The sequence below is a fragment of the Reyranella sp. genome, assembly GCF_017305915.1.
Lineage (GTDB): Bacteria > Pseudomonadota > Alphaproteobacteria > Reyranellales > Reyranellaceae > Reyranella.
On record NZ_JAFKJN010000018.1, the window covers coordinates 56137 to 82362 of the forward strand.

The window sequence follows — 26226 nt, forward strand, 5'->3', positions numbered from 1 at the left end:
GTCAGTTCCACCAGCGCGGCAACGCGAGACGCGTCGCCGCGTCGTTTTTGCGTGCAAGCTCTTCATGGTGGCGGCTCGAGACCGGTTTGGCATGACTGTCTCGCCGCCATTTCATTTCTCTCCATGTCCTTGCTACGCCGCGTCCGAAGGGGTTCGCCCTGCCGCCGTCCTGCTGAGCTTCCCAATGGGAAGAGCAAGCCGGCATGTCGGATGTCTTACGGGTTCAATGGACCATCATTGCTCAAACAGCGCCCCAGCCGTGGCTGACCTGCAGCCGATGCGGCGAGGCAAGACGCTTCCGCAGCAGTGACAAGATCAGGGTCAACGCGAACGGCAAGCGTATCGACGCCTGGCTGATCTACAAATGCACGGGCTGCGGCAGTACCTGGAACCGCCCGATCCTGGAGCGTCGACCGGTGCGGACGATCGAGCAAGGCTTCCTGACGGCGCTGCACGCCAGCGAAGCCGTGCTGGCGCGTCGACTGGCGTTCGACGTCGAGGGCCTCAGGCGCAGTGCAGCGCGCGTCGAAGAATTCGACGACGCCCTGGTCATCGAGGCCGTGCTGTCGGCAAGCACGATGCCACCGCGACAGTTGGAGATTCTGTGCCGCGTCCCTAAGCCGGTTGGGCTTCGTTTGGATCGCCTCCTCGCGAACGAGCTGCGGCTGTCGCGAGGCCGGATCCGGGGATTGGCGGAGACCGGCGACCTTGTCGTATTTCCGTCAGTGTCGTCCCTGCGCCGGCCGGTGCGGGATGGGATGCGGTTGGTCGTTAGCCACCTCTTCAGCGCGGCTTGTCGCCCGCCAGCGTGATGCGGTGCATGATGCGGCGGAAGCCGTGATAGTCGTTGATCGGGTTGTGCATGGCGCAGCGATTGTCCCAGAAAGCCAGCGAGCCGACCCGCCACGAGAAGCGGCAGGTGAACTCGGGCTTCACCTGGTGCGCCCACAGGAATTCGAGCAGCGCCAGGCTTTCCGTCTCGGTCCAGCCCTTGATGTGCGCGGTGTGCGCCACCGAGGTGTAGAGCGCCTTGCGGCCGGTCTCGGGATGGGTGCGGACCAGCGGATGCTCGGCTTCGAGCACCTTGGGCGTCGCGCGGTCGCCGGCCTGCTTCAGCGCGTCCTCGCGCGTCTTGCTGACGTCGGCCTTGGCCGATGAGCTGACGCCGATCAGGCCGTCGAGCGTCTGCTTCAGGCCGTCCGACAGCTCCTCGTAGGCGAGATACTGGTTGGCGAACATCGTGTCGCCGCCGTAGGGCGGGATCTCGCGCGCCAGCAGCATGCTGCCCATCGGCGGAGTCGGCAGGTAGGTCGTGTCGGAGTGCCAGATGCCGCCGAAATTGTTGCGCTCGTGCTCGAGCTTCACCACCGGCGTGATGAACTGCGATTCGGGCAGGCCCTTGAGCTGCGGATACTCGATCGGCTCGCCGAATTTCTTGGCGAAAGCGAGCTGCTGCAATGGCGTCGCCTTCTGCTCGCGCAGGAAGATCACCAGATGGTCGAGCAGCGCCTGGCGCACCTCGGACACCACCTCGGCGTCGAGGTCGCGGGCCATGTCGACGCCGCCGATCTCGGCGCCCAGCGCGCCCGCGATCGGCCTGACTTCGATGTGCTTGTAATTGCGCATTGTCTATCCCTTAGCCCATGGAGGGGCCGTCTTGGCCATGAAGGCCTTGATGCCTTCGCTCGCCTGCGGCCGGCGCAGCAAGCCGACCAGGCTCTCCGCCGCGTCGTCGAGCACGGCGCCGTCTTCGGCCGTGGCGCAGGACAGCACCAGCCGCTTCACCGTCGCCACCGCCTGCGGCTCGAGCCGCAGAATGTCGTCCAGCACCGCCTTGAGCGTGCGGTTGATGTCGGCCGTGCCGGCACAGAGATGGCTGCCGATGCCGAGGCGCTTCGCCTCCGCCGCGTCGATCACCCGGCCGGTGACCGCAAGATCGCGCGCCGGCCCCTCGCCGACCCGGCGCACCACGAACGGGATGATCTGCGACGGGATGAATCCGACCTTGGGCTCGGGCATGCCGAAGCGTGCCGACTCGTGCAGGATCACCACGTCAGAGCAGCAGGCCATGCCGAAGCCGCCGCCCACCGCCGAGCCCTCGACGATGGCGATCGTCGGCTGCGGCAGCACGTTCAGCGCCTGCAGCGCCTTGCCGAACTGGCGATAGGCCGGCACCAGCGGATCGAGTGAGCCGTTGGCCGGCCGGGGCGGCATGTCGGCCATCGCGTCGAGGTCGCCGCCGGCGCAGAAATGGCCGCCGGCGCCGCGGATGACCAGCGCGCGACAGCCCTGGTCGTCGCGGATGCAGCCGAAGGCGTCCTCGAGCTCCAGCATCATGGCGTGCGTCAGCGCGTTGCGGCGGTCCGGCCGGTTGAGGGTCAGCCGCGCCACCGCGCCGTCGCGCGCGAGCGTAATGTTGGCGTAGTCGGCCATGGCAAAGTCTTACCACTGTCGCCGCAGCACACCACTGTCATCCCGAACGAAGTGAGGGATCTTTTCGGGCGGCGGAAAGATCCCTCGCTGCGCTCGGGATGACAGGGTAGCGTCTCTGCATGTTTCGCTTCGTCGTTCCGCTGCTCGCAGGCGTCCTTTGCGGCGGCGCGGACTGGTCCACGGTCGGCACGCCCGCGCCCGGTCCGACGCAGTCGATCGGCTTCTACAGCGCAGGCTGCCTGCAGGGAGCCCACCAGCTACCGCTCGACGGGCCGGGCTACGAGGCGATCCGGATCAGCCGCAACCGCTATTGGGGCCAGCCGGTCATGATCGACACCATCACGGCGCTGGGCGCCAAGGTCCGGACCGCCGGCCAGGCGCATCTCTATATAGGCGACGTCGGCCAGCCGCGCGGCGGCCCGGCGCCGACCGGCCATGCCAGCCACCAGAACGGGCTCGACGCCGACATCTGGTTCGAGCGCCAGCCCGGGCCGCGCCGTGCGCCGCAGGACCGCGAGAACCCGCGGCTGCGCTCGCTGGTGCGCGCCGACGACAGCGGCATCGACGATGAGGTCTTCTCGCCGCAGCACGTCCAGCTGCTGCAGATCGCGGCCGAGCTGCCGCATGTCGACCGCATCTTCGTGAACAAGTTCATCAAGGAGCGGCTGTGCCAGACCGTCGGCGGCAACCGCGCCTGGCTGAACAAGCTGGTGGTGTGGGCAGGCCATGACGAGCACTTCCACATCCGCCTGCACTGCCCGCCGGGGAACCCGCAGTGCCAGCCGCAGGCCGGCTACTACAGCGACGACGGCTGCGGCGAGCCCCTGCACATCTGGTTCACGCGGCCGCCGGTGAAGCTGCCGCCGCCCGGCACGGTACTGCCGCCCTATCGCCCGAAGCTGCCGGCGGCCTGCACCGCCGTGCTGAACGCGCCATGATCTCCGCCCGCAGGAACCTGCTGCGCCCGCGCGGCGACCACGACCATGCCCGGGTCACCTACAGCGAGCTGTTCTTCGACCTGGTGTTCGTCTTCGCCATCACCCAGCTATCGCACGGCCTGCTCGCCCATCTGACGCTGCTCGGGGCGATCGAGACCGGCCTGCTAATGATGGCGGTGTGGTGGGTGTGGATCTACACCTCCTGGATCACCAACTGGCTCGACCCCGAGCAGCGCCCGGTGCGGCTGATGCTGTTCGTGCTGATGGCCGCGGGCCTGGCGATGTCATCGTCGATCCCCAAGGCGTTCGGCGCGCGCGGCCTGGAATTCGCCGTGACCTTCGTCTTCATGCAGGTCGGCCGCTGCCTGTTCATGCTGTGGGCGGTCAAGCGCCACGACCATCGCAACTACCGCAACTTCCAGCGCATCACCGTATGGCTTTCGGTCTCCGCGATCTTCTGGATCGCCGGCGGCCTCAGCGACGGCTGGCAGCGTCTCGCGCTGTGGACGGCGGCGATCGCCATCGAGTACCTGTCGCCGGCGGTCGGCATGTGGGTGCCCGGGCTGGGCCGGTCGACGCCTCAGGAATGGAAGATCGACGGCGCCCATCTCGCCGAACGCTGCGCGGGGTTCGTCATCATCGCTTTGGGCGAATCGCTGGTGGTCACCGGCGCCACTTTCGCCGACATGGAATGGCATGGCCTGACGATCGCCGCCTTCGGGGCAGCGTTCGGCGGCTGCGTCGCGATGTGGGCCGTCTACTTCAACGTCGGCGCCGAGCGCGCCAGCCACCATATCGCCCAGTCTTCCGATCCCGGGCGGCTGGGGCGCAGCGGCTACACTTACCTGCACATCCTGATCATCGGCGGCATCATCGTCTCGGCAGTGGCCGACGAGCTGGCGCTCGCCCATCCGCACGGGCACGACGGCCACACCGACTTCAAGACCATGCTGATCATCGTCGGCGGCCCGGCGATCTACCTCCTGGGAACGGGCTGGTTCAAGAAGCTGACGGCGCCCTACTTCCCGTTGTCGCACCTGATCGGGCTCGGCCTGCTGGGGCTGCTGGGTTGCACATACGGCATTGCGACGCCGCTCCATCTGGCCTCGGGCACGACAGTGATCCTGATCGTGGTCGCGATCTGGGAATGGGCCTCGCTGACGGATCGAGGTCGACGACCACCGGAACATGGTCGCTGAGGCCGGCACCGCACCATGCCTCGAAGCTGCCGATCTCGATGCGGCTCCCGCCGACCAGGTGCTGCGGCAGGAAAACATAGTCGATGTGATAGGTCGGACCATCCTTGGTGCGGTCGCGCCAGTAGAGGGTCGGCACGCTCTCCTCGCCGTGCTTCTCGCCGCGCAGCGCGTGCCAGGCGCTGACCAGGCCGAAGCGCTCGTCGAGCAGCCGCACCTTGGTCGAGTGGTTGATGCGCCAGCCCGGCTTGTCCCAGATCGTGTTGCTGTTGAGATCGCCCGCGACCAGCGCGGTGCCGTCGCCGAGGAAAGCCTCGTAGCGCACCATCGCCCGCCGCAATGGCCCGAGCTGGTGCTTGCGATGGACGCCGCCGCTGGCGTTCTGCGCCCACACCGCCAGCAGGTTGAACGGCAGGGCGCCGGTCACATGCACCGGCGCGACGTAACGCAGCGACGGGTGGTACCGCTCGCAGAGCCGCGCCTCGTAGCCGTTGAAGGCGAAGACGGCGAGCCCCTTGTGCGGGTTGGTGCCGATCCAGACCGGCTCGCTCTCCAGCCACTGGATGCCTCGGGCCTTGAGCCGCGCCGGCTCGGCGCATTCGCTGATGACAGCTATGTCAGGTTTCAGGGCCAGCAATCCCTCGACCTTGCGGTCGAGGGCCATGTTGCAATTCCAGGCGACGATCCTCACTCGCCCTGTCCAAGGAGCGTGCCCGCCCTTCGCGACAGCCGGAAGAACCACTGGAAGATCTGGAAGCCGATCACGAGGTAGACGATCGACAGGGCGAGCGCGATGCCGAGATTGTCCCAGTGCACCGTCTTCTCCATCAGGATGGCGCGCATGCCTTCGAACACGTAGGCCGGCGGCAGGCCATAGGAGATCACCTGCAGCCACTTCGGGAGAACGCTGACCGGATAGTAGACGCCGCTCACCGGCATCAGGATGAAGACGGCGGCCCAGGCGAAGCTTTCGGCGCTCTGGCCGACCCGCATGATCATGCCGGACATGGCGAGACCGATCGACCAGGAGAACATCTGCAGGATGGCGAAGAAGGCGATCAACGGCAGGCCGAGCGTGTAGATGTTGTAGCCGAAGAAGGCCCAGGCCAGCAGCGACACCGGCACCAGCCCCAGCAAGGTGCGCAGCAGCGCGGCGACGATGATGCCGGTCGCCATCTCCCAGGAGCGGATCGGGCTCACGAACAGATGGCCGAGATTGCGCGACCACATCTCCTCGAGGAAGGCGATCGACAAAGAAAGGTTGCCGCGCACCACGACCTCCCACAGCAGCAGGCCCGACAGCAGCACGCCCGCCGCCTGCGCCACGAACGAGGCCTGCGGCATCAGGTACTGGGTCATGAAGCCCCACATCACCATCTGCACCGCCGGCCAATAGATCGAATCGACCAGCCGCATCACCGAGCTGCGCCAGATGTTGATGTGGCGCAGCACCAGCGCCCAGATGCGGTTCAGGGAGCCGCTCATGGCGTCGCGCCTTTCTTGAGAGCGTCGAGCCCGCGGCCGCGGCCGCGCGCCATGTCGAGGAAGACCTCCTCCATGTCCTCGCGGCCGAAGCGCTCGATCAGCTCGCGCGGGGAGCCGCGATCGAAGACGCGGCCGGCCTGCAGCAGGATGACGTCGTCGCACAGCCGCTCGACCTCGCCCATGTTGTGCGAGGCGAGCAGGATCGTGGCGTGGGTCTCGGCCTGGTAGTCCTTGAGGTAGCCGCGCACCCAGTCGGCGGTGTCGGGATCGAGCGACGCCGTCGGCTCGTCGAGCAGCAGCACGCTCGGTCGGTTGATCAGCGCCTTGGCCAGCGCCACGCGCGTCTTCTGGCCGGCCGACAGCTTGCCCGCCGGGCGTTCGAGGAACGGCGCGATCTGCATGTGACCGGCGATCTCCTCGATCCGCGCGTCGAGGTTCCTCACGCCGTAGAGGCGGCCGTAGAAGGCGAGGTTCTGGCGCACCGTCAGGCGATGCGGCAGGTCGACATAGGGCGACGAGAAGTTCATGCGCGGCAGCGCGGCGTAGCGACGGCGCTTCATGTCGATGCCGAGCACGAAGAGCTCGCCCGCCGTCGGCTCGAGCAGGCCGAGCAGCATGGCGATGGTCGTGGTCTTGCCGGCGCCGTTGCCGCCCAGCAGGCCGAGCACGGCGCCCGGCGCGGCGCCAAAGGTCAGATCGTCTACGGCGACGATCTCGCCGTACACCTTGCGCAGGTGCCGGACCTCAATGGAAGGAGACTGGACCATCGCCGCATCATAGCGCCTTGATCGCCGCTTCGATGCGATCGAGGCCCTTGCTCAGCCGCTCTGCACCCGAGGCAAAGCAGAGCCGGATGTTGCCCTGCCCGCCTGCGGCGAAGGCCTCGCCCGGCGCGAGGCCGACCTTGTATTCCTTCGCGAGCTTCTTGCAGAACGCCATGGTGTCGCTGACGCCGTCGACCGAGAAGAAGTTGTAGAAGGCCGCCTCGGGCCGCGCGATGGTCACGCGCGGATTGGCCGACAGGCGCTGGAACACCAGCTCGCGGCCGGCGCGGCAGCGCTCCACCATCCGCCTGATGAAGTCCTCGCCCTGCTCGATCGCCGCGATCGCCCCGCGCTGCAGGAACGCGGGGATGCCCGAGGTGTTGATCTGCACCAGCTTGGCCATCTGGTCGCCCAGCGCCGCCGGATGGGTCAGCCAGCCGATGCGCCAGCCGGTCATCGCCCACGGCTTGGAGAAGCTGTTCAGCACCAGCAGCGCGTCGTCCGCCGTCGCGTGGTCGAGGAACGACGGCGCGACGGCATGATCGTAGATCAGCCGGGCATAGACCTCGTCGGCCATGATCCAGATGCCGCGCTGGCGGGTGAAGTCGAGCAAGGCGCGCTGCTGATCGGAGGTCATGGTCCAGCCGGTCGGATTGCCCGGCGAGTTGACGAAGATCGCTCGCGTGCAGTCGTCGACCGCGTCGAAGATCTTCTGGAGGTCGAGCGAGAACACGCCGTCCTCGCTGCGGTCGAGCGCCACGTAGCGGGGCTCTCCGCGCACCAGCTTCGTCGCCGAGCTGATGTTCGGCCAGATCGGCGAGACGATCACGATGTTGTCGCCCGGATCGAGCAGCAGCTGGCAGCTCAGCAGGATCGCCTGCATGCCGCCGGTCGTCACCGAGATGCGCTCGGCGCCGCACTTGATGCCGTACAGCCGCTCGGTATAGGCCGACAAAGCCGCGCGCAGCTCGGGCAGGCCGCGCTGCCAGGTGTAGAAGGTCTCGCCCGCCTTCAGCCCCCGCTCGGCCGCCTGCTTGACGAAATCCGGCGTCACCAGGTCGCCTTCGCCGAACCACAGCGGCACGACGTCGGGGTCGCCGAACACCGTCATGGCGACCTCGGAGATGCCAGTCTCCTGGAGGTCGCGCGCGACGGCGCGGCTGAGCGACGCCCGCAGCCCGGGGGGCAGGAAACGCGGATCGGAGTGCATGCTCCGACCTACCGTATCGTGATCGGTTTCGCCAGCCGTCGCGGCCGGACTATTGTTGGCGGCGCGGCCAAGCCTGGCTTATCGTCTGGCCATTACCTCGGAGATCATCGATGAAGCGCGCTCCAATCGCACTTGCCATCGTCGTCGCCCCGATCGTCCTGGCCGTCGCCGGTTGTATCCATGTCGACGCCGTGGCCCAGATCCATGCCGGCATGGACCGTAGCCAGGTCGCGACACTGATGGGACCGGCCGAAACGACCACCAGCACCGCCGGCCGCGAATGCGCCACCTACCTCGTCGCCAAGGATTTCTGGAGCCGGGTTCCCTGGAGCATGACCGACCGCTATTACGTCTGCTTCACCGACGGCAAGGTCGACACGTTCGGCAAGACCGACGAAAAGTCGGTCTGAGACGGATTCTGGATGGCGTATGAAGTCAGCATGGATGGTATTGCTCAGCGTGGGGCTATGCCTCGCGAGCAGCGCGGCGGCCCAGCCGGCCCGTATCGATCGCATCACCATCGTCGAGGCGGGACTGCTCGAGGCCCGCAAGATCGACCAGGTGGCAACGCCCGGCACGGCGAGCGGCCACACCTCGGTCCTCGATTCGGTGGTGTTCTACGAATCGTCGCGGCGCGTGCCCGCGCGGATCGGCGTCCAGTTCGGTGTGCGCTATCGCATCACCGGCATGCCGTCCGGCCAGGAGGCGACAGTCCGCACCAAGTGGCTGGTCCCTGCGCCCGGCATGCGCAACCCGCTGACCGGCGTCGTCACCCGCGTCGACGAGGCCGACGAGACCGTGACCGTCGGCACCGACCGGCTGGCCGGCTACAAGTTCAGCCAAGCCTGGGAGGTCGTGCCCGGCCCATGGACCCTCGAGCTGTGGGCCGACGACCGCAAGCTCGGCAGCGTAACCTTCATCGTCGGCAACGATTGAGGCTGATATGAACGACGACTACGAGCGGCGCAGCTACGGCGCCATCCCGGTCGGTACCGGCGAGAAGCCGGGCATCGTGGTCGTCGACTTCCAGCTCGGCTTCACCGATCCGCAGTACCCGCTGGGCGGCGCACCGCTGGTCATGCGCGCGCTCGAGAACACCGCGAAGCTGCTCACGGTCGCGCGCCGGCACGGCGTACCGGTGGCGGTGTGCAACACCGCCTATCTCAACGAGCGCGAGATGCCCTACTGGAAGATCACCGCGGTGCGCGAGACCTTCCTGCACAGCCATCCCAGCACGAAGCTCGATCCGCGCATCTACGAGCCCGCCTACGACCTGCAGGTGACCAAGAAGGGCCCGTCGATCTTCTTCGAGACCGGCGTCGCCAACTACTTCGCCAAGGAGCGGGTCGACACGGTGATCGTCACCGGCTGCAACACCTCGGGCTGCATCCGCGGCACCGCGCTCGACAGCTTCAGCCTGCGCTACCGCACGCTGGTGCCGGAGGACTGCGTCGGCGACATCGAGGAGCAGCCGCATCGCGACAACCTGCGCGACATCGGCCGGCGCTACGTCGACGTCGTCGATCTCGCCTACTGCACTGACTATCTGGAGAGCTGGGCGCGGCGCAATAACCGCTGAGCTGCAGCGAAAGGGGGAGCATGAGCAAGATATCGGCCGCCGGCAGCCTGCTGCTGGCGCTCCTCGCCGCGCCGGTGTGGGGGCAGACCTATGAGCAGCAGTTCGACCTCTGCGCCAAGGGCAGCACGCCCGAGCAGAAGATCCAGGCCTGCAGCGCGGTGATCGCCGCCAACCGCGAGCCCGCGGACGCGATGGCGAGGATCTACTTCACGCGCGGCCTGATGCATCGCCGGTTGGGTCAGAACGATGCGGCGCTGAAGGACTACAACCAGTCGCTGCGGCTCGCCCCCAGTTCGGATGTCTACAACTCGCGCTGCTACCTGTTCGCGATCACCAACCGCCTGCAGGATGCGCTCAAGGACTGCAACGAAGCGCTGCGGCTCAATCCGCGCAACCAGTATGCCTACGACAGTCGCGGCTTCGCCTATCTCAAGCTCGGCATGCTCGATGCGGCGGTCGCCGACTACGATGCGGCGCTGGCGATCGAGCCCGGCCGCCCCTACTCCATGGCCGGCCGCGGCTTCGCCCGCCGCCGCAAGGGCGACGTCGCCGGCGGGGAAGCCGACCTTGCCGCAGCGCGCGCCCAAGTTCCCGGCATCGTCGAGGAACTCGCCCGTTATGGCGTGAAGTAGGCGCTAGAGCGATTTCCGAGCAGATGGAACCGCTCGCGGTTCCATCTGCTCGGAAATGCGCGCACGGGGGTTGTTGTTGCTCTAGAAAGCGGGCTCGCCCTTGCGCTGGACCTGCGCGGCAACACCCGCGCCGGTGCAGGTGCTGCGCTCGACACCGATCGCCACGACCTTGCTGTCCTTGCTGAAGCAGCCGTTCTTCCAGGTGCCGGAGAAGCTCTCGCCGAGCAGCGTCGCCGTGCCGGAGCCGTTGGGCACGTCGTTGGCGTAGTGGCCCTCGAAGCTCGCCTCGGGCGTCCAGATATAGCGGCCGAAGCCCTCGCGCTTGCCGCCGCGGAAGGTGCCTTCGAAGCGATCGATCGCCTGGCCGTGCTCGGTCCATTGCACGACGCCACGGCCTTCCTTCTTGCCGCCCGGGCAGCTGCCGCTCCAGACCGCGCGATCCTTGGGATCGGGATGCCAATCCCACATCCGGCAGCCCGACCGGGTATCGAGCAGCCAGTCGCCGTCATCACACGGTTGTGTCCAGCTGATCTGCAGGGAGTCGGGTTCTTCGGACAGGCAGTCGGGCTGCGCCGACGTCGCCGCGACCTGTTGAGCGGAGACGGTTGTGCCTGCCAATTGCGTCGCCGCAATCGACAACACCAAGGCGTAGTTGGAGAACCGCATACCCCTCCGACCCCCTCAAGCCGGTATGGAACAAAACGTCGCCAACACGATAAAGTTGCGAAACTTTGCGGGAGTTTCCGATGTCGATCCTGATCGCAGGGCTCGTGCTCTTTCTTGGCGTGCACACCTTCACGACGCTGCGCGACGCCCGCGCGACCGCGATCGGACGGCTCGGCGGAGGTCCCTACAAGGGCTTGTATTCGCTGGTCTCGGCGGCGGGCCTCGTGCTGATCGTCTGGGGCTTCGGCCGCTATCGCAGCGGCGGATACATTGCGGTGTGGGACCCGCCGCAGGTGCTGCATCCAGTTGCGCTCGTCCTGATGTGGTTTGCCTTCGTGGCGCTCGCTGCCGCCTATTCGCCGGCCGGCAAGATCAAGGGCGTGCTGCGTCATCCGATGCTGGTCGCCATCAAGGCGTGGGCGCTGGCGCATCTGCTGGTCAACGGCGATCTCGGCTCGCTGATCCTGTTCAGCGCTTTCCTCGCCTGGGCCGTCTATGACCGCATCGCCGTCAAGCGCCGCGGCGATGCCGGCGCACCATCATCCGGCGTCACTGCCGGCGATGCGGTTTCGCTGGTCGTTGGCAGCGCAGCGTACGCGGCGATGTTCTGGTTGCATCCCTGGTTGATCGGCGTTCCCATCGCCTGAACGAAAGCTCGCTGCCGAGCAGAAGCTCGGTCGAGCGCGCGCTCACGGTCATGAGCGAATGCGCACAGGCGCAGCGAGACCGTTTCAAGATGATGAAGTGATGCATCGAAGCCACAGGCTCCCGATATTCGCGTGGAGGAGCAACCGAGCCGATTGGCGTCCCGTTTTCTCTTCCGTGTCCCGTCAATTCAGTCTTGAGCACAGAGGTCGTGCCATCGACGTGCTGGTCGAGCCCGTCGACGAGGCATGGGAGCTGTGGCTTTGCGAACACGGCCGTCGTCTCACTCTGGGCGGTACCGTGCCCATCGACGATGCGGTCGCCGCCTGGCGCGAGGGCAAAGACCCCGTGCTCCTGATGGTTGAGCGCATCCGCGCCCGCGTGGCCAGTGGCGAGCTCGATCTTGGCGATGGCTAGACGTCAGTTCGGCTGCTTCCCCGGCAGCATGCTGGCCAGGGCCGCGCACAGGGCGGCATCGTAGTAGGGCTTCGGCACCACCGGGCAATGACGATATTGCTCGGGAATCTCGGACGGGTTCTGTCCCGTCACGAACACGAACGGCACGCCGCGCTCGGTCAGGGCGTTGGCCACCGGATAGACCAGCTCACCCTGCAGGTTGATGTCGAGCAACGCGGCATCGACGGTCCGCCGCCCCAGTGTGGCGAGCGCAGCGTCGACCGACTGTGCGCAGTCGACGACCTCGTAGCCCGCCTGTTCGACGCAAAAGCCGATCGCCTCGCATAGCGCCGCGTCGTCCTCGACGATCAGCACGGCGAGTGGGCGGTTGGCACGATCGTGAGGAGTGTCGCCAAGCATCGAGTTTCCTGCAGTCCCGGAGCGACTACGGCGAATCTGTTCGTAAACGCGCCCGGTCTCAAAATGTTGCGACTTGATCGCGCATCACGGTCGGACAATTGCGCGTCAGAGCACGCGGTCCGGCAGCCGGTCACTGCCCCGCCTTGATACCCGCGTCCTCGATCACCTTGCCCCATTTCGGGATGTCGTTGGCGATCGCCGCCTTCGTCTCCTCGCCCGTGCTGCCGACAGGCTCGAGGCCCATGACGGCGAATTTCTTCACCATTTCCGGGTCGGCCAGCACCTTCAGGGCCTCGGCCCGCACTTTATTGAGGATCGGCTTCGGCGTGCCCTTCGGCGCCAGCAGCGCGAACCACGAGGTCGCCTCGAAGCCAGGGAAGCCCGCCTCGACCAGGGTCGGCAGGTCCGATGCGTTAGGCGAACGCTTGAGCGCGGTCACCGCAAGGCCACGGACCCGGTTGTCGCGCACGAACGGCATCGCGGCACCGGCATTCTGGATGCCGACCGGCACGACGCCACTCATCGTGTCGGTGAGATTGGCGCCGCGATAGGGAATGTGCTCCATCTTGATGCCGGCCAGACGGCAGAACAGCTCGCCGGCCACGTGCTGCGGCGTGCCGACGCCGGGTGTGCCGTAGGAGAGCTTGCCGGGGTTGGCCTTGGCATAGGCGATCAGGTCGGCCAGCGACTTCACCGGCAGGTCGTTGTTTACGAAGATGACGCTCGGCATCACCAGGGTGGTGGTGATGTGCTCGAAGTCCTTCACCGGATCGAACGGCAGCTGCTGCATAGACGGCAGCACGGTGATGGCGGCATTGCCGGCCCACATCAGCGCGTAGCCGTCCGGCGGCGCCTTCGCGACCTTGTCGGTGCCGATGGCGCCGGAATTACCGGCGACGTTGTCGACCACCACCGGCTGGCCCCAGGCCTCGCTGAACCTCTGGGCGAACATGCGGCCGGTGACGTCGGTGGCGCTGCCCGGCGTGAAGCCGACCACCAGCTTGATCGGCTTCTCCGGCCAGTTGGTTTGAGCGACCACCGGCTGGACCAGCAGCGCCAGCCCGATCGCGATCAGGGCCCGCACGAACACCTTCATCGACTTTCCTCCCTTTGAGGCGAGGATAGCATGGCGTGCGCAATATGCCTGACCTGACCACCCCTCTTTCCGCATTCGTGACCCCTCCTGGCTACGATCGATCCGTTCGAGGCGGCACCGATCCGGCGCGCGGCGATCATCTCGGGCGCGGTGCTGGTGGGCTTCGCGCCGCCCGGCTCTCGAGCGCCGAGACGCTGATCGGCCTGCTCGGCGTCGCCGGCAGCGACGTGATCGGCCGCGAACCGCGTGCCCTAGATCCGGTCGAGCACCGGCAGCAGGTACTTGCGAAACTGCGCCGGGTTTTCCGACATCGGGAAGTGGCCGAGCCCCTCCATCACCTGGAAGGAGGTCGCCTTGACCAGCCTGGCGAGCTCGGCGGTCAGCTCCGGCGTCGCCGAAAGATCGTACTCGCCGGTCAGCAGGTGCAGCGGGCACCGCTCGGTGTCGAGCCTGTCGAGCAGACCGTTCCGCAGGTCGCCGTCGGTGAAATAGTAATGCAGGTCGCCGAGGAAAATGCCCGGCCCGCCCTGCATGTAGTGCCACAGCGTCTCCCACGCGTCGGCCCTGGGCGAGGTCGGCGCGATCAGGCAGGCGACCGAGCCTGCCGCCGCCTCCTGGCCATGGACGTCGGGCCGGTACAGCAGCCGCAGATCGCGCAGCCGCGTGTCGGCGCCGGGGTCGGCATGGGTTGCCGACTGCAATCCGATGGCCGCCCGAAAATAGTCGCCGTGGCGCAGCGCCAGATGCAGGACCGCCCGGCCGCCGATCGAGCAGCCGATCACCACCGGCCGCTCGAGCTGCAGCGCGCGGCAGACCGCCATCACGGTGTCGACATAGAGATCGGTCGTGAGCTGATAGACCTCGCGCTCGAAGCCGGGCGGCGGCGAGGACTTGCCGTGCCACGGCAGGTCGAAGGCGATGACGCGGAAGCGCCTGGTGATTTCCGAGTCGTTCAGCAAGGCCCGGTATTGCCGCCCGTCCGCGCCCGCGGTGTGCAGGCAGACCAGCGGGATCCCCTGCCCGGCCTCCTCGAAATAGATCCGATGCGGCCGGCCGTTGAAATCCAGCCGCAGGTATCGGCCGACGATCGGCTCGATCGCCGGTGCGCCGACGGCGGCCGGACTCTCGACCGGCGCCGCCGGACGCAGGCCGGCAAAGACCTGTTCGAGAAAAAGAAGATTGCGGCCGAACACCAGCACGTCGCCGTCGACGCGCAGATGGCCCATGCGAATCATGCCGACCAGGCTCTGATAGCCCACCGGCGGAACGGCCATGGCGAATTTCGTCCAGGTCTCGCTGCTGGCGACCAGGCCGAAGGACGCCCCCGACTGGCTGGAATTCACCGTGACGATATCGGCGAAACCGAGGACCGTACCCGCATCGTCCGACTTCACCATCAGGTACACCGGCGCGAGCTTCGCCCGCTGGCTCAGCGCCGGACTGTTGCGGACGACGTCCGCGAGCCTCATCAAGTCCGGGGGCGCGCTCATTCCGCCGCCGCCTGCTGCTGTTGGGCCTGCTGCTGCAGGCGCAGCACCTCTTCCCAGCCGCGATAGCCGGTGAAGCTGTCCTTGTCGAAGAACAGCACCGGCCCGTCGCAGAAGAACAGGTACTCGGTGTCCTCCAGCGCTGTGGTTGCGCCGTGCACCATGCCGTTGGTCTCGTGCAGGAAGTCGCCCGCGGTGTAGTCCGTGTCGCGCACCTGCAGCTTGCCCGACAGGAGGAAGGCGAAGGCGGCGCTGAGATGCTTGTGCGGCGGCGCGACGTAGCCCTTCTTCCACTTCAGCAGCACCGCCCAGCGGCCCGATTCGGGGCCGACCCACAGCACCTTGGTCCAGGCCTGGCCGGGCTTGGTCTCGATCCAGGGAACCTCCGCCGAGCGCGTGATCGAGTCCGCGAGCTCGTTGTTGACCGGGCGGATGTCCTGAGGCAGCGCCATGGCGTCCCTTTTCCATGAATTTGCACGAATGCTAGGAGCATCACGGGCGGCAAACAACCAAGCGGCGGCCTGTTCCGAAAAGCGGTCGACAAAGCGCGGCGCCCCTCGTCACAATCCGACGTCTATGGCAACGCCGCACTTCCCGGCCGACACTTCCCACATGGTCACGTTCCGCGTGACGCTGGCCCTCATCGGCTTGTTCGTTGCCGCAACGCTCGGTCTGCTGCCCTACGCGCACCTTGCCGGGCCGCAGATGCCGGGCTTCAACGCCGCCTTCGCCGCCGGCGTCTGCGTTGCCGAGCTCGCGACCTCGTTCCTGCTGCTGGTCGTGCTGCGCCAGACCCTGCGGCCGTCGGTCCTGCTGCTGGCCGTCGCCTATCTCTACTCGGCGCTGATGGCGCTCGCCTACCCGATGGCCTATCCGGATGCCATCGCCCCGGGCCGCCTGCTGGTCGGCGGGCCGCAGACCATCTCCTGGATCTACAACAGCTGGATCTTCGGCTTCGCCTTGATGTCCTTCACCGCGGTGCTGCTCGAGCTCGGCTACAAGGGCACGATCGCGCCCGCGCAGGTGCGCACGCTGGCCTATATCGGCAATGCCCTGGCCACCGCGCTCGTCGCCGTGCTGATCGTCGTCTATGCGAGCCAAACCGAACGCCTGCCGCCATTGATCGTCGGCAATTCATGGACCCCGCTCAATGTCGGCTTCAACTATGGCGGGGTGGTGCTGTACACCGCCTCCGTCGTTCTGATCCTGCTGCGGCTCGGCCCGCGCAACGACCTGTTCCTGTGGCTCAGCCTCGCTTTGGTGACAATTGCGTTGGGCAACCTGCTCGCGGCGGCGGGCGGCGCGCGCTACACCCTCGGCTGGTACGCCTGCCGGCTGAGCTGGGCCGCCTCCTCGGCCGTCCTGCTGCTCTATTTCCTCGGCCAGTTCGTCCGCCAGCACGGCCAGCTGGTGCGCACCACCGGCGACCTCGCCGAGCGCACCCGCGAGCGCGACCGCATCTGGAGCGTGTCGGAGGACCTGCTCGGCATCTCGACCTTCGGGGGCTACTTCATCGCCCTCAACCCGGCCTGGACACGCCTGCTCGGCTGGCGCGAGGACGAGGTCCGCCACCTGCATGTCGACGAGCTGCGCCACCCCGACGACATCGAGCGGTCGCGCGCCGGACGGGCGCGGCTGGCGGCGGGCGTGCCGACGGTGCGCATGGAGAACCGCTTCCGCCACAAGGACGGTAGCTGGCGCTGGATCTCCTGGACGATGACCGCCGACCAGGGCCTGATCTATGTCGCCGGCCGCGACGTCACCGCCGAGAAGGAGGCGCAGGCGGCGCTGCGCAAGGCCGAGGCCGACGCCGCCCACCGCCAGAAGATGGAGGCGCTGGGCCAGCTCACCGGCGGCGTGGCGCACGACTTCAACAACCTCCTGATGATCGTGAGCGGCTTCATCCCGCGGCTCAGGGCCCGCGCGCAGGGCGACACCCGCGCGCAGGAGGCCGTGCAGGCGATCGAGATCGCCGCCCAGCGCGGCGCCTCCCTCACCCGCCAGCTGCTGAGCTTCGCGCGCCGCCAGCCGATCAATCCGACGGCGATCAAGGTCGACGAGCACCTCACGGCGCTGCGCACGCTGCTCGACGGCACGGTCGGGTCGCAGATCGCGCTCACCATCTCGGCAACGTCCGACACCTGGCCGGTGACCGTCGATGCCAACGAGTTCGAGCTGGCGGTCCTCAACCTGGTGCTCAATGCCCGCGATGCGGTCGCCGGCGACGGCGCGATCGCGCTGTCGGCGCGCAACGTCGTGCTCGACGGCGACGAGACGCCGGAGAAGCTCACCGGCGAGTTCGTCGCGGTTTGCGTCGCCGACACCGGGCACGGCATCGCGCCGGAGATCCTGGGCAAGGTGTTCGACCCCTTCTTCACCACCAAGCAGGCCGACAAGGGCACCGGCCTCGGCCTGAGCCAGGTCCATGGCTTCACCCACCAGTCGGGAGGCACCGCGGTGATCGACAGCCCGCCCGGCAAGGGCACGGTGGTGACGCTCTACCTGCCGCGAACCCAGGCGGTCGCCGAGGCCGCGCCGGCGGAGCGCGCCGAGTCGGCGCCCGGCGGGATGGCGCTGCTGGTCGAGGACAATGCCGAGGTGGCCGAGGTCGCGCGCGAGATGCTGAGCCAGCTTGGCTATACGGTGCGGCTGGCCGCCGATGTGCGCGCGGCGCTGGGTGCGATCGGGCGCGAGCCGTTCGACCTGGTGGTGAGCGATATCGTCATGCCGGGTAGCATGAACGGTGTCGAGCTCGCGCAGACGATCCGCGCCGACAAGCCAAACCTGCCGATCCTGCTGGTGACCGGCTATGCCGGCTCGGCCGGCGAGTCGCCGGACTTCCCGGTGCTGCGCAAGCCCTACCGCTTCGAGCAGATGCGCCAGGCGATCGCCGACCTGCTCGGCAAGCGGCCTCGACGCGAGCTGGCTTTAGACCAAGACTAGCCGCGGACGGCCAGCGCGCGATTCTCCAGACGGCTCAGCAAGCGCACTACCGGCCACAGGACGAGGAAATAGATCACCGCCGCCATGACGATCGGCGTGGCGTTGTAGGTGACGCTCTGCGCCTGGCGGGCCTGGAACAGGAGCTCGGGGACCGCGACCACGCTGCCGAGCGCGGTGAGTTTCACGACCTCCAGCGTGTTGCTGAGCAGGTCCGGGAGCACGTTGCGTACCGCCTGCGGCAGCACGATGTAGATCATGGCCTGCAGGCCGCTGAGGCCGGTCGAGCGTGCGGCCTCGACCTGGCCGCGCGGAATCGATTCGATGCCGGCGCGCAGGATCTCGCCGTAATAGGCGCCGGTGTTGAGGAAGAAGGCGATCGCCACGCAGGCGAAGCCGCCGAGCTCCAGCCCGGCGAACGGCAGGCCGGCGAACAGCAGGATCAGCAGCACCAGCGGCGGGAAGGCGCGGAAGAAGTCGACCCAGGCCATCAAGGGCCAGCGGATGAACGGGCTGCGGCTGTGCGCCAGCAGCGCCAGGATCAGGCCGCCGAGCAGGCCGAGCGGCACGACGAGCAGAGACAGCAGCACGGTGTTCAGCAGGCCCTGCAGCACGATCGGCAGCGCTTCCGTCGCGATCTCGCGATTGAAGAAGGCCTGGACTATCTCTTCCATGCGAACCTGCTCTCGATCCAGCGCGCCGCCACCACGACCGGCAGGAACAGGACGATGTAGGCCGCCGCGCCCATCATCAGCGGCGACGGATTGTAGGAGTTCGACACCGCGGAGCTCGCCATGCCGAGGATCTCGTGCAGCGCCACCACGGTGCCGAGCGCCGTGCCCTTGGTGATGGCGATGGTGCGGTTGGTGAGCGGCGCGATCGTCAGCCGCAGCGCCTGCGGCAGGATCACGGAGAGCAGCGTCTGGCTGAAGCTGAGGCCGGTCGAGCGCGAGGCCTCCCACTGACCCTTGGGCGTCGAGGTGATGCCGGCCCAGAAGATCTCCTCGGCGAAGGCCATCAGCACCAGCGCCAGCGACATCCAGGTCGAGACGAAGGCCGAAGGCGCGAAGCCGGCCGACGGCAGTCCGAAATAGACCAGCACGATCACCACCAGCGGCGGCAGCGAGCGGAAGACGTCGACGACGAAGATGATCAGCCAGTTGATCGGCCGGATGCCCACGCTGCGGATCAGCGCCAGGATCAAGCCGGCCAGCAAGCCCGTGATCACGACCGCGAGCGCCAACTCGATGGTCAGCACCACGCCCGACAGGATGTCGGGCAGGTACTTGGCCATGACCTTCAGATTGAAGAAGGTGTCGAGGAACCTGTCCCAGCGGCTCATTGGATCAGTGACGCTGGATCTGCCCGATGAAGGTGCGCGTGCGCTCCTGGCCGGGGCTCTCGAAGATCTGCGCCGGCGGCCCCTGCTCGACGATCAGGCCGTGATCCATGAAGACCACGCGGTCGGCGGCGGCACGGGCGAAGCCCATCTCGTGGCTGACCACGATCATGGTCATGCCGCTCTCGCGCAGGGATCGCATGACCGCCAGCACCGAGCCGACCAGCTCGGGATCGAGCGCCGAGGTCGGCTCGTCGAACAGCATGACCCGCGGCTCCAGCGCGATCGAGCGCGCGATGGCTACCCGCTGCTGCTGGCCGCCCGACAATTCGGCCGGCCGGTGATGGGCGCGGTCGGCAAGGCCCACCCGCTCCAGCGCGGCGCGGCCGAGGACGTCGGCCTCGGCCCGCGACTTGCCCGCGACCTTGCGCAAGGCCAGCGTCACGTTCCCCAGCGCCGTCATGTGCGGATAGAGGTTGAACGACTGGAACACCATGCCGATGCGCTGGCGGGCATGGTTGATGTCGGTGCGCGGCGACAGCATGTCGATGCTGTCGACCACGATACTGCCCGAGGTCGGCTCCTCGAGCCGGTTGAGGCAGCGCAGCAGGGTCGACTTGCCCGAGCCCGACGGGCCGATCACGAACACCAGCTCGCGCTCGGCGACGTCGAGATCGACACCCTTCAGGACGTGAAGGGTGCCGAAATGCTTGTGGATGGCCTTTGCGGAGACGATCGGTGGCATCAACTGCCGCACTTGAGCTCGTGCGGGGTCGGATCGTAGCCCGGCATGCCCGGCACGCCGTAGCCCGGCGTGATCACCACGGCGAGATCGTCGGCCGCCGGCTTCTTGGTGAACCAGGTCTCGTAGTACTTGGCCATCGTGCCGTCCTTCTTCATGCAGTCGAGCGCATCCTGGAGCTGATTGCGAAGGACCACGTTGTCCTTGCGGGTCGGCGCCGCCCAATGGGCGCGCGTCTCCTTGAGCTCGAGGTCGGCGACGAACTGCGGGTTCTTCGACGCGGTGTAGACGATCACCGTGTTGCCGCCGAGCGTGGCGTAGGCGCGGCCCGAGAGCACCGCTTGCGTCGCGTCGGGTTGCGTGTCGTAGGCCTGGACCTCGAAGCCGATCTCCTGGCCCTTCTGCTTGCTCAGCGTCTCGTAGGGCGTGCCCTTGTTGACCGACACCGCCTTGCCCTTGAGGTCTTCCCACCCCTTGATCGGCGGCGTGCCCTTCTTGATGCCGAACTGGAACGCGGTCCACAGATAGCCCGAGGTGAACAGCATCTGCTCGGCGCGCTCCTTGGTCACCGTCGTCGGCGCGGCGATGAAGTCGTAGCGACCCGACTGCATGCCCGGGATCAGGGTCGAGAAGCTCACCGAATCGATGGTGATCTCGCGCTTCATACGCCTGGCGACCTCGGTGAAGACGTCGATCTGGAAGCCTTGCGTGCCGCCGCCCATCTTCGGGAAGGCATGCGGCGCGAAGGTGCCGTCGACACCGGTGCGCAGCGGCGGCTGCTTGTCCTGAGCGAGCGCCGGCGACGCGCACAGCAGAACCGCCGCGGCGAGGGCGGCAAACCGTGATTTCATCTTTTCAACTCCCTCATCGATCCCCCAGCCGCGAACGTTAGATCAGCGGTTGTTGAATAGCAATTTAGAGGCCATTGTTTGCGGCCATGGAACGCATCCTCGTCATCAATCCCAATTCGACGCAAGCCGTCACCGACGGCATCGACCGCGCCATGGAGCCGCTGCGCATGACGGGCGGCCCGGCGATCGAATGCGTGACCCTCAAGGAGGGCCCACCGGGCATCGAGACGCAGGCGCATGTCGAGAGCGTGGTGGCGCCGATCAGCGCCGCGGTGAGGAGCCGCGACAACGACTGCTCCGCCTTCGTGATCGCCTGCTACTCCGATCCCGGCCTGCATGCTGCGCGCGAGATCACGACCAAGCCGGTGCTCGGCATCGCCGAGTGCGGCATCCTGACCGCGATGACGCTCGGCCAGCGCTTCGGCGTGATCTCGATCCTGAAGAAGTCGATCCCGCGCCACCTGCGCTATGTCGGCCAGATGGGCGTCGCCGACCGCATGGCCGGCGACCGCGCGATCGGTCTCGGCGTGGTCGAGCTCGCCGACGAGGCACGCGCCTTCAGCCGCATGGCCGAGGTCGCCGCCGAGCTGCGCGACGAGGACGGCGCCGACGTGCTGATCATGGGCTGCGCCGGCATGGCGCGCTATCGCGACCGCCTGCAGCGCCATGTCGGCCTGCCCGTGGTCGAGCCCAGCCAGGCGGCGGTCTCCATGGCGATCGGGCGCAGCCGGCTGCACTGGTAGCCTCTACGCCGCCGGCACGCGCCGGCGCAGGTTGAGATGGTCGATGCCCTCGCCCGCCGGGCGCAGCGGCGGCCGCCCGTCGAGAACCGCGTCGATGTCCTCCAGGCACGCATAGCCCAGCGCCAGCCGCGTCTCGCGCGTCGCACTGTGATGTGCGGCGTGAGGAAGACGTTGTCGAGCCCGGCCAGCCGCGGATTGAAGGTCGGCTCCTGCTCGAACACGTCGAGGCCCGCGCCGCCGAGATGGCCGGACTCCAGCAAGTCGATCAGCGCCGCCTCGTCGATCAGCCCGCCGCGCGCGCCGTTGACCACGATGGCGCCGCGCGGCAGCAGCGCCAAGGTCTCGCGATCGAGGATGTGGCGGGTCGAGACCTTGAGCGGCGTGTGCAGGCTGACGAAGTCGCAGAGCGGCAGCATCTCCTCGAGGTCGGGATAGAATACCGCGCCGTGCTCGATCTGGTCGGCGGCGCGGCGCCGGTCGTGATAGACCACGCGCAAGCCGAAGCCGCGGCAGCGATGAGCAAAGGCGCGGCCGATCCGGCCGAAGCCGCGCGCCGCGCCGATCACCAGGCCGAAGGCAAGATCGGCGACGCAGCCGGTGGCGATGTCCGGCGCATAGGTGAGGACCAGCCCGCGCGCCCGCGCGGCGGCGACATCGGCATGGTCGAGGAAGCTCGAGGCCGAGGCGGCCACCTTGACGCTGTCGGGCAGCGCCTCGATGAACCGGGCGTCGAACCTGAAGGTCGAGGTGAAGAAGATCGCGTCGGCCTGGTGCTTCATGACCAGCGCCACCGCCTCGTCCGGCGGAAGCTGGCCGTCCTCGTAGGCGACATCGAACATCTGCCGCGCCCGGGTAGGCCCGGCGGATGAAGGCCAGTCGCTTCACTCGACGACCAGCTTCGCCTTGGCCGCGACGCCCTTCCACAGCTCGATGCTCTTGCGGATCATCTCCCTGAACTCGGCTGGCGTGGTGAAGGCGGGCGTCATGCCGAGGCCGGTCAGCCGCTCGGCCATGTCGGACCGGGCGAGGATCTCCTTCATCGATGCCGACATCGTGGCCACGATCTCCTTGTCGAGTTGCGCCGGGCCGAACAGGCCAGCGTAGGGCTGCAGGTTGAACTCGGGAAAGCCTGCCTCGGCCATGGTCGGCACGTCGGGCAGCACCGCGACGCGCCGGTGACTGGGCACCGCGAGCGCGCGCAGCTTGCCGGCCTTGATCAGCGGGATGGCGACGTTCGAGCTCACGAAGGAAACCCCGAGGGTGCCACTCGCCACGTCGGTTGCAACCGGGGCGTCGCCGCGATACGGCACGTGCACGATGTCGATGTCGGCCATCATCTTGAACCATTCGGCGCCGACGTGGTTCATCGCGCCGACGCCGGCGCTGCCGTAGCTGAGCTTGCCGGGATTGGCCTTGGCGTAGGCGATGAAGTCCTTGACCGTCTTGAAGGGCATCTCCGGGCTGGCGCACAGCAGCAGGTCGAAATAGACGACGAGCGTGATCGGCGTCAGGTCGCGTAGCGTGTCGAACGCGGGGTGGCGCATCACGGCCTGATAGATGGTGGTGCCGGCGCTGCCGTGGACCAGCAGCGTGTAGCCGTCAGCCGGCGCGGCCATCACCGCCTGGACACCGATCGCGCCGTTGGCGCCAGGCTTGTTCTCCACCACGAAGCTCTGGCCGAACCTGGCCGCCAGCTTGTCGGCCGTCAGTCGCGCCGTGAGGTCGAGCGGGCCGCCCGGCGCATAAGGCGTCACCAGCTTGACCGGACGCTGGGGCCACGGCGCGGCAAAGGCGGGAATGGTGAAAAGGCTGGCGGCGCCGGCCGCGAGGACGGTTCTGCGTCGCATGGCTTCACTCCGCGGCCCGCGGCCACGGCGGGCCGACGATCCGTTCGAGGTTCTCGACATAGGCCTCGTGCCAGTCCTGTCCCTCGGGAGCGAGCAAAGCACCGGCGCGCGCGCGCCGGAAGACCTCGGGATGGTCGACGCCCGGCGGCGCCGTCCCCTCCTCGCGCAGCGCCCGCGCGGCGTTGAGCAGCCGGCGGCGGGTCTGGGTGATCATGCGGTCGCTCGGCGCCAGGTGCTCGCGGCCGCGGTCGACGATCGCGCCCATGCTTTCGGTCACCGCCTGGTCCTGCGCCACCAGCCCCTGGATGCCGGTGTAGGTGCCGCCTTCCTGGATGGCACGGTCGATCAGGTAATCGTTGTCGAGATTGGCCTTGAGCCGCCAGCGGCCGTGCCAGCCGCTACCGTTGGGAAGGTACTCCATCGGCGACACCGAGCCCGGGATCGGCTGGCCGTCCTTGAGATGGCGCAACGCCGCGGTGCGCTCGGTCCAGAAGAAGGTGAAGACCATGGTGTGGGTGTCGTCCATCGGCACCCACACGCCGGCCTGGATGTGATCGGCGAAGCTGCCGTCGGGCGGCAAGGTGATGAACGGGAAGATGAAGTGCGAGAATCGGTGGTAGACCTGTCCGTTCTCCGCCGGCCGGTAGGCCGTGTACATCGTGCCCCACTCGGTGTCCTTGGCGTGATAGCGCGGCGCGCGGTCGGTCAGGTTGAAGCGGTGCAGGCTGTCGGCCGCGATCTCGTTCGGTTGCAGCGTGCCGAGATGCAGGAAGCTGAAGTGCGAGGTGTCGATGTCGCCCTCGAGCGCCTGAAGCCAGTTGCATTCGCGCTGGTGGACGCGGGTGATGCGCTCGTGGTCGGGCAGCGCGAGGCCTTCGATGTCGGGCAGCGGCGGCGCCTCGGCGCGCGACCCCATGTAGGTCCAGACCAGGCCGCCGCGCTCCACCACCTTGTAGGCCACGGCATGAACGCGGTCGGCGAACTGCTGCTCCGGCGGCAGGTTGGGCATCTCGAGGCAGCGGCCCTCCGCGTCGAACTTCCAGCCGTGATAGACGCAGCGCACGCCGTCGCCCTCGGCGCGGCCGAAGAACAGCGACGCGCAGCGATGCGGACAGCGGTGATCCATGATCCCTACCCGGTCGCGGTTGTCGCGAAATGCGATCAACTGCTCGCCCAAAAGCAGTAATCGCATGGGCGCTGCGCCGGCCTGGAGCTCCGACGACAGGCAGGCCGGAATCCAATACTGCCGCATCAGGTCGCCCATCAGACTCCCCGGTCCCACGCCTGTGAGCTCGTCATTATCGCGGGCCGACGTCATCAGGAACTCCCAAACGTTCGCACAACGTACATCTGTTCATTTTGCGGAGTTTGGTGCACGCTATCGCAAACAGTGGAGGATTCAATGCCGCGGTTGCGCGAAGCCGACGCCGAGCGACGCCTAGCGAACGGTGGGCCCAACTATGTCGAGGCGCTGGCGCGAGGCTTGAGCGTCATCAGCGCCTTCGGCCAGGAGCGGCGACAACTCAGCCTCAGCGATGTGGCGCGCGCGACCAGTCTGCCGAAGGCGAGCGTGCGCCGCATGCTGCACACGCTGATCACGCTGCGACTCGCCGACACTGACGGTCGCGTCTTCCGACTGACACCGCGCGTGCTGGGGCTCGCCGGCGACTATCTCGGCTCGAACAAGATCTCGACCGTCGTCCAACCGGTGTGCGATCGCATCGCCCACATCGCCGGCCGCTCTACCTGGGTCGCCGTGCTCGACGGCCATGACATGGTCACGGTCGCCCACGCGCTGCCGCGCTATCCGATGGACCTGTCGCCCGGCGTCGGCGTCCGCCATCCCGCCTTCTGCACCGCCGCCGGCCGCGCCGTGCTCGGCACCCTCGACGACGGTGTGCTCGATCGCTGGCTGGCGGAGTTGCAGCCCAAGGCCTTCACCAAGTACACGCCGACCAATCTCAAGGCGATCCGCAAGACCATCCTGGACGCGCGCGACAAAGGTTACGGCGAGACGCACCAGGACATGAAGGTCGGCGACTGCGGGCTCGCCGTGCCGCTCAGGCGCTACGACGGCCGCAATGTCGGCGCGCTGCAGATCACCGGCACGCTCGACGATCCGCCGCAGAAGCACATCGCGCTGCTGCAGGCCGCCGCCGCCGACCTGCGCCAGCAGCTGATCTGAGCCCTACTCCGCCGCCTTCGCCTCCACGACCGGCGCCGCCGGGAACTCCAGGCGGTCGTCGGTGCGGCAGTAGCGGTCGGCGAACATGCGGCCGACCGGGTGATAGCGATCCATGTGGACGCGCATCGCCTTGGGGTCCCACAGCTCGTCGCGGATGTGGAAGCGCAAGCCCTCGCCGATCACCAGCTGGCGGTCGTCCTTGACGCTGATCACCTGCCAGGTCCTGCACTCCATCGACCACGGCGCGTCGGCGAGACGCGGCGGCTCGATGTCGACCGACGGCGCGAGCTTCAGGCCGAGATAATCGGGCTCGCCGACGTTCGGTGGGAAGTCGCCGCTCGAATCGTGCATCGCCCGCGCCAGCGGCTCGTCGGTCAGGTTGATCACGAACTCGCCGGTGCGCTCGATGTTCAGCCAGGTGTCCTTGAGCCGCCCGTCCGGCCGCTTGTTGATCGCGAACATGACGAGCGGCGGATCTTCGGCGAAGACGTTGAAGAAGCTGAACGGCGCGGCATTGACCACGCCGCCCGGCCCGAGCGAGGTCACCCAGGCGATCGGCCGCGGCAGCACGAAAGCGGTGAGGATCTTGTAGCGATCGCGGTGGTTCACGTCGTTGACGGCGTATTCCATGT

At 67.6% G+C, this 26226-nt stretch carries 30 protein-coding genes; 12 read left to right on the plus strand and 18 right to left on the minus strand.

All coding sequences use genetic code 11. From position 1 onward, the window contains the following. The first annotated feature begins 203 nt into the window (after positions 1–203). Positions 204–812, plus strand: a complete 609-nt coding sequence (locus J0J01_RS17400) for a DUF1062 domain-containing protein (protein ID WP_296382808.1) — start codon at positions 204–206, stop codon at positions 810–812. Here the strand turns inward: J0J01_RS17400 and J0J01_RS17405 are convergent. Together J0J01_RS17405 and J0J01_RS17410 are read right to left on the minus strand one after the other, a co-directional pair. Continuing rightward, positions 784–1626, minus strand: a complete 843-nt coding sequence (locus J0J01_RS17405) for a TauD/TfdA family dioxygenase (RefSeq protein WP_296382811.1) — start codon at positions 1624–1626, stop codon at positions 784–786. The two genes, J0J01_RS17400 and J0J01_RS17405, sit on opposite strands and share 29 nt — an antisense overlap. Before the next feature lie 3 nt (positions 1627–1629). Continuing rightward, positions 1630–2433: an enoyl-CoA hydratase/isomerase family protein gene (locus tag J0J01_RS17410; RefSeq protein ID WP_296382814.1), complete on the minus strand. Its 804-nt coding sequence runs from the start codon at positions 2431–2433 to the stop codon at positions 1630–1632. A 119-nt stretch (positions 2434–2552) separates the two neighbouring features. On the opposite strand from J0J01_RS17410, the gene mepA reads away from it, so the two are divergent. Further along, entirely contained in the window at positions 2553–3371 is an 819-nt protein-coding gene (mepA, locus tag J0J01_RS17415; RefSeq protein ID WP_296382815.1) for a penicillin-insensitive murein endopeptidase, read from the plus strand. Next, positions 3368–4570, plus strand: a complete 1203-nt coding sequence (locus tag J0J01_RS17420) for a low temperature requirement protein A (protein WP_296382817.1) — start codon at positions 3368–3370, stop codon at positions 4568–4570. Before mepA ends, J0J01_RS17420 begins: the two co-directional genes overlap by 4 nt. 684 nt (positions 4571–5254) lie before the next feature. Here the strand turns inward: J0J01_RS17420 and J0J01_RS17425 are convergent. Genes J0J01_RS17425 through J0J01_RS17435 form a run of 3 tightly spaced genes read right to left on the minus strand, consistent with a single transcriptional unit; the run spans position 5255 to position 8026 of the window. Continuing rightward, positions 5255–6052, minus strand: a complete 798-nt coding sequence (locus tag J0J01_RS17425) for an ABC transporter permease (protein WP_296382819.1) — start codon at positions 6050–6052, stop codon at positions 5255–5257. Beyond that, positions 6049–6819, minus strand: a complete 771-nt coding sequence (locus tag J0J01_RS17430) for an ABC transporter ATP-binding protein (protein WP_296382821.1) — start codon at positions 6817–6819, stop codon at positions 6049–6051. Before J0J01_RS17430 ends, J0J01_RS17425 begins: the two co-directional genes overlap by 4 nt. A 7-nt stretch (positions 6820–6826) precedes the next feature. After that, entirely contained in the window at positions 6827–8026 is a 1200-nt protein-coding gene (locus tag J0J01_RS17435; RefSeq protein ID WP_296382823.1) for a pyridoxal phosphate-dependent aminotransferase, read from the minus strand. 110 nt (positions 8027–8136) lie between these two features. Here J0J01_RS17435 and bamE point away from each other — a divergent pair, with 110 nt between their 5' ends. From bamE to J0J01_RS17455, 4 genes are read left to right on the plus strand one after another with little or no spacing between them, the layout of a single operon-like run. Further along, complete coding sequence (gene bamE / locus J0J01_RS17440; protein WP_296382824.1) at positions 8137–8436, plus strand: outer membrane protein assembly factor BamE; 300 nt, start codon at positions 8137–8139, stop codon at positions 8434–8436. Between the two features lie 34 nt (positions 8437–8470). Next, a complete protein-coding gene (locus tag J0J01_RS17445; protein ID WP_296382827.1) occupies positions 8471–8962 on the plus strand; it encodes a DUF3859 domain-containing protein in 492 nt (163 codons plus the stop codon). A gap of 7 nt (positions 8963–8969) precedes the next feature. Continuing rightward, the gene (locus J0J01_RS17450; RefSeq protein ID WP_296382828.1) at positions 8970–9605 is read left to right on the plus strand and encodes an isochorismatase family protein; all 636 of its coding nucleotides are present in this window, start codon (positions 8970–8972) and stop codon (positions 9603–9605) included. A gap of 20 nt (positions 9606–9625) precedes the next feature. Then, positions 9626–10237 (plus strand): tetratricopeptide repeat protein, encoded by a 612-nt coding sequence (locus tag J0J01_RS17455; RefSeq protein WP_296382830.1) that lies wholly within the window; start codon positions 9626–9628, stop codon positions 10235–10237. An 81-nt stretch (positions 10238–10318) separates the two neighbouring features. Here the strand turns inward: J0J01_RS17455 and J0J01_RS17460 are convergent, their stop codons facing one another. Continuing rightward, the gene (locus tag J0J01_RS17460; RefSeq protein WP_296382832.1) at positions 10319–10855 is read right to left on the minus strand and encodes a hypothetical protein; all 537 of its coding nucleotides are present in this window, start codon (positions 10853–10855) and stop codon (positions 10319–10321) included. 128 nt (positions 10856–10983) lie between these two features. Here J0J01_RS17460 and J0J01_RS17465 point away from each other — a divergent pair, with 128 nt between their 5' ends. Both J0J01_RS17465 and J0J01_RS17470 read left to right on the plus strand, forming a co-directional pair. Then, complete coding sequence (locus tag J0J01_RS17465; RefSeq protein WP_296382834.1) at positions 10984–11550, plus strand: NnrU family protein; 567 nt, start codon at positions 10984–10986, stop codon at positions 11548–11550. A 175-nt stretch (positions 11551–11725) separates the two neighbouring features. Then, complete coding sequence (locus J0J01_RS17470; RefSeq protein ID WP_296382835.1) at positions 11726–11965, plus strand: hypothetical protein; 240 nt, start codon at positions 11726–11728, stop codon at positions 11963–11965. 3 nt (positions 11966–11968) lie between these two features. Here the strand turns inward: J0J01_RS17470 and J0J01_RS17475 are convergent, their stop codons facing one another. The 4 genes from J0J01_RS17475 to J0J01_RS17490 all read right to left on the minus strand — a co-directional run bounded on the left by J0J01_RS17475 (position 11969) and on the right by J0J01_RS17490 (position 15399). After that, positions 11969–12364, minus strand: coding sequence for a response regulator (locus J0J01_RS17475; RefSeq protein ID WP_296382837.1), 396 nt, complete (start codon positions 12362–12364; stop codon positions 11969–11971). Positions 12365–12494: 130 nt separating this feature from the next. Next, positions 12495–13460, minus strand: a complete 966-nt coding sequence (locus J0J01_RS17480; protein ID WP_296382839.1) for a tripartite tricarboxylate transporter substrate binding protein — start codon at positions 13458–13460, stop codon at positions 12495–12497. A 251-nt stretch (positions 13461–13711) separates the two neighbouring features. Then, positions 13712–14950 carry an alpha/beta hydrolase gene (locus tag J0J01_RS17485; RefSeq protein WP_296382841.1) on the minus strand — a complete coding sequence of 413 codons (1239 nt, stop codon included), beginning with the start codon at positions 14948–14950 and terminating at the stop codon, positions 13712–13714. After that, the gene (locus tag J0J01_RS17490) at positions 14947–15399 is read right to left on the minus strand and encodes a cupin domain-containing protein (protein WP_296382843.1); all 453 of its coding nucleotides are present in this window, start codon (positions 15397–15399) and stop codon (positions 14947–14949) included. Before J0J01_RS17490 ends, J0J01_RS17485 begins: the two co-directional genes overlap by 4 nt. Before the next feature lie 160 nt (positions 15400–15559). Between J0J01_RS17490 and J0J01_RS17495 the strand changes: the two genes are divergently transcribed. Next, positions 15560–17890 carry an MASE4 domain-containing protein gene (locus tag J0J01_RS17495; RefSeq protein WP_296382845.1) on the plus strand — a complete coding sequence of 777 codons (2331 nt, stop codon included), beginning with the start codon at positions 15560–15562 and terminating at the stop codon, positions 17888–17890. Here J0J01_RS17495 and J0J01_RS17500 read toward each other — a convergent pair. From J0J01_RS17500 to J0J01_RS17515, 4 genes are read right to left on the minus strand one after another with little or no spacing between them, the layout of a single operon-like run. Then, positions 17887–18561, minus strand: a complete 675-nt coding sequence (locus J0J01_RS17500) for an amino acid ABC transporter permease (protein ID WP_296382847.1) — start codon at positions 18559–18561, stop codon at positions 17887–17889. The two genes, J0J01_RS17495 and J0J01_RS17500, sit on opposite strands and share 4 nt — an antisense overlap. Beyond that, positions 18549–19229 (minus strand): amino acid ABC transporter permease, encoded by a 681-nt coding sequence (locus tag J0J01_RS17505; RefSeq protein WP_296382849.1) that lies wholly within the window; start codon positions 19227–19229, stop codon positions 18549–18551. Before J0J01_RS17505 ends, J0J01_RS17500 begins: the two co-directional genes overlap by 13 nt. Before the next feature lie 4 nt (positions 19230–19233). Continuing rightward, positions 19234–19971: an amino acid ABC transporter ATP-binding protein gene (locus J0J01_RS17510; protein ID WP_296382851.1), complete on the minus strand. Its 738-nt coding sequence runs from the start codon at positions 19969–19971 to the stop codon at positions 19234–19236. Further along, on the minus strand, positions 19971–20819 hold the full coding sequence (locus tag J0J01_RS17515; protein WP_296382853.1) for a transporter substrate-binding domain-containing protein: 849 nt from the start codon (positions 20817–20819) through the stop codon (positions 19971–19973). Before J0J01_RS17515 ends, J0J01_RS17510 begins: the two co-directional genes overlap by 1 nt. 86 nt (positions 20820–20905) lie before the next feature. Between J0J01_RS17515 and J0J01_RS17520 the strand changes: the two genes are divergently transcribed. Beyond that, a complete protein-coding gene (locus tag J0J01_RS17520) occupies positions 20906–21562 on the plus strand; it encodes an aspartate/glutamate racemase family protein (RefSeq protein ID WP_296382854.1) in 657 nt (218 codons plus the stop codon). On the opposite strand, the gene J0J01_RS17525 is transcribed toward J0J01_RS17520, so the two are convergent. The 3 genes from J0J01_RS17525 to J0J01_RS17535 are packed head-to-tail and all read right to left on the minus strand — an operon-like array spanning position 21463 to position 24727. After that, positions 21463–22401, minus strand: a complete 939-nt coding sequence (locus J0J01_RS17525; protein WP_296382856.1) for an NAD(P)-dependent oxidoreductase — start codon at positions 22399–22401, stop codon at positions 21463–21465. The genes J0J01_RS17520 and J0J01_RS17525 overlap by 100 nt on opposite strands. 42 nt (positions 22402–22443) lie before the next feature. Continuing rightward, positions 22444–23409, minus strand: a complete 966-nt coding sequence (locus J0J01_RS17530; RefSeq protein WP_296382858.1) for a tripartite tricarboxylate transporter substrate binding protein — start codon at positions 23407–23409, stop codon at positions 22444–22446. Between the two features lie 4 nt (positions 23410–23413). Then, positions 23414–24727, minus strand: coding sequence for a Rieske 2Fe-2S domain-containing protein (locus J0J01_RS17535; protein WP_296382860.1), 1314 nt, complete (start codon positions 24725–24727; stop codon positions 23414–23416). A gap of 84 nt (positions 24728–24811) precedes the next feature. Between J0J01_RS17535 and J0J01_RS17540 the strand changes: the two genes are divergently transcribed. Further along, complete coding sequence (locus tag J0J01_RS17540) at positions 24812–25594, plus strand: IclR family transcriptional regulator C-terminal domain-containing protein (RefSeq protein ID WP_296382861.1); 783 nt, start codon at positions 24812–24814, stop codon at positions 25592–25594. Positions 25595–25597: 3 nt separating this feature from the next. Here the strand turns inward: J0J01_RS17540 and J0J01_RS17545 are convergent, their stop codons facing one another. Further along, positions 25598–26224, minus strand: coding sequence for a flavin reductase family protein (locus J0J01_RS17545; protein ID WP_296382863.1), 627 nt, complete (start codon positions 26222–26224; stop codon positions 25598–25600). Between the last annotated feature and the right edge of the window lie 2 nt (positions 26225–26226).